The sequence below is a fragment of the Bathymodiolus azoricus thioautotrophic gill symbiont genome (assembly GCF_001298715.1).
In the GTDB taxonomy this organism is placed as follows: domain Bacteria; phylum Pseudomonadota; class Gammaproteobacteria; order PS1; family Pseudothioglobaceae; genus Thiodubiliella.
Map to the genome: position 1 here is coordinate 1 of NZ_CDSC02000266.1, position 923 is coordinate 923.

General features: G+C 33.6%; 2 protein-coding genes. One reads left to right on the forward strand and one right to left on the reverse strand.

Translation table 11 applies throughout. The features are described from left to right. Window positions 1-189, reverse strand: a 189-nt coding sequence (locus tag BAZSYMA_RS05120; RefSeq protein ID WP_143243111.1) for a hypothetical protein, incomplete at its 3' end; no start/stop codon positions are given. 79 nt (window positions 190-268) lie between these two features. On the opposite strand from BAZSYMA_RS05120, the gene BAZSYMA_RS05125 reads away from it, so the two are divergent. After that, window positions 269-923, forward strand: a 655-nt coding sequence (locus BAZSYMA_RS05125; protein WP_143243112.1) for a tetratricopeptide repeat protein, incomplete at its 3' end; no start/stop codon positions are given.

Consider the following 923-nt stretch of genomic DNA (forward strand, 5'->3'; position numbering starts at 1 on the left):
TTGACTCAGTACCAAGGTATTAATAAAGGTTGAGGCTTTAAGGGCACAATTACTACCCAATGCGGGGAAGTGCTGATCTATTGTTTTTGATAAATCCAATACTCGGATAGTATGCGCTAGTGTAATAAGCCCAATACGAGAGGTCAAAAGTTCGTTAGTTGTATCAAGCTTGTCGTTTAAAATGTTCATAAACGCATAAAGTTTGGTTGGTTATAGAAAAAAACAACACCCTCATCTGCGAAAATCAAAACAAACTGGCACTACATTAATGGCTAATAACAAGAAAGTACCACAACGATTATCGAGATTGGAGCGTAAATCAAAATGGCAATCGGACGCCATTAAAAACATACAAAAAGATAAAGATGCAGACCACACCTCTAAATATCAAGATTTAAGGCAAGATGTTTTAAAGAGCCGAGGAGATGGCATTAATTGGTGGTTAAATATAATCGGTATCTCTTTGATGGCATTGATAGCATTTGCTGGATATGAGGTTATTGTGATTAAGGGTAATATTGATTCTTCTAATGAACTTCTTGAAAATGCTGAAATCACATTAATAAAAATTCAAACATACGAAAAAAATGCAAAAAAATCCGCGAGGGAAACTGAATCTAGTGCTAAAAATGCAAAACAAATGGAGAAACAAATGTCCCGTCCAGGGAGGAAGTTGACCAAAAAAACAGAACAAGAAGTTGAAAAATATGGCACAAAATCTCAAAAACTAAGAGTAAAAATACGGAAAGAAAATGATAAGACAGCAATTGACCTATGGAAATATTTTATCGGCCACGCTTACTATGAAAATGATAAAAAAAATATATCGATTGGTTACTTTAATCTTGGTTATTCTTATAGTGAATTAAAAGAGTATCAAAAAGCCATTGATGCTTACAAAAAAGTCATTAAGATTGATCCTA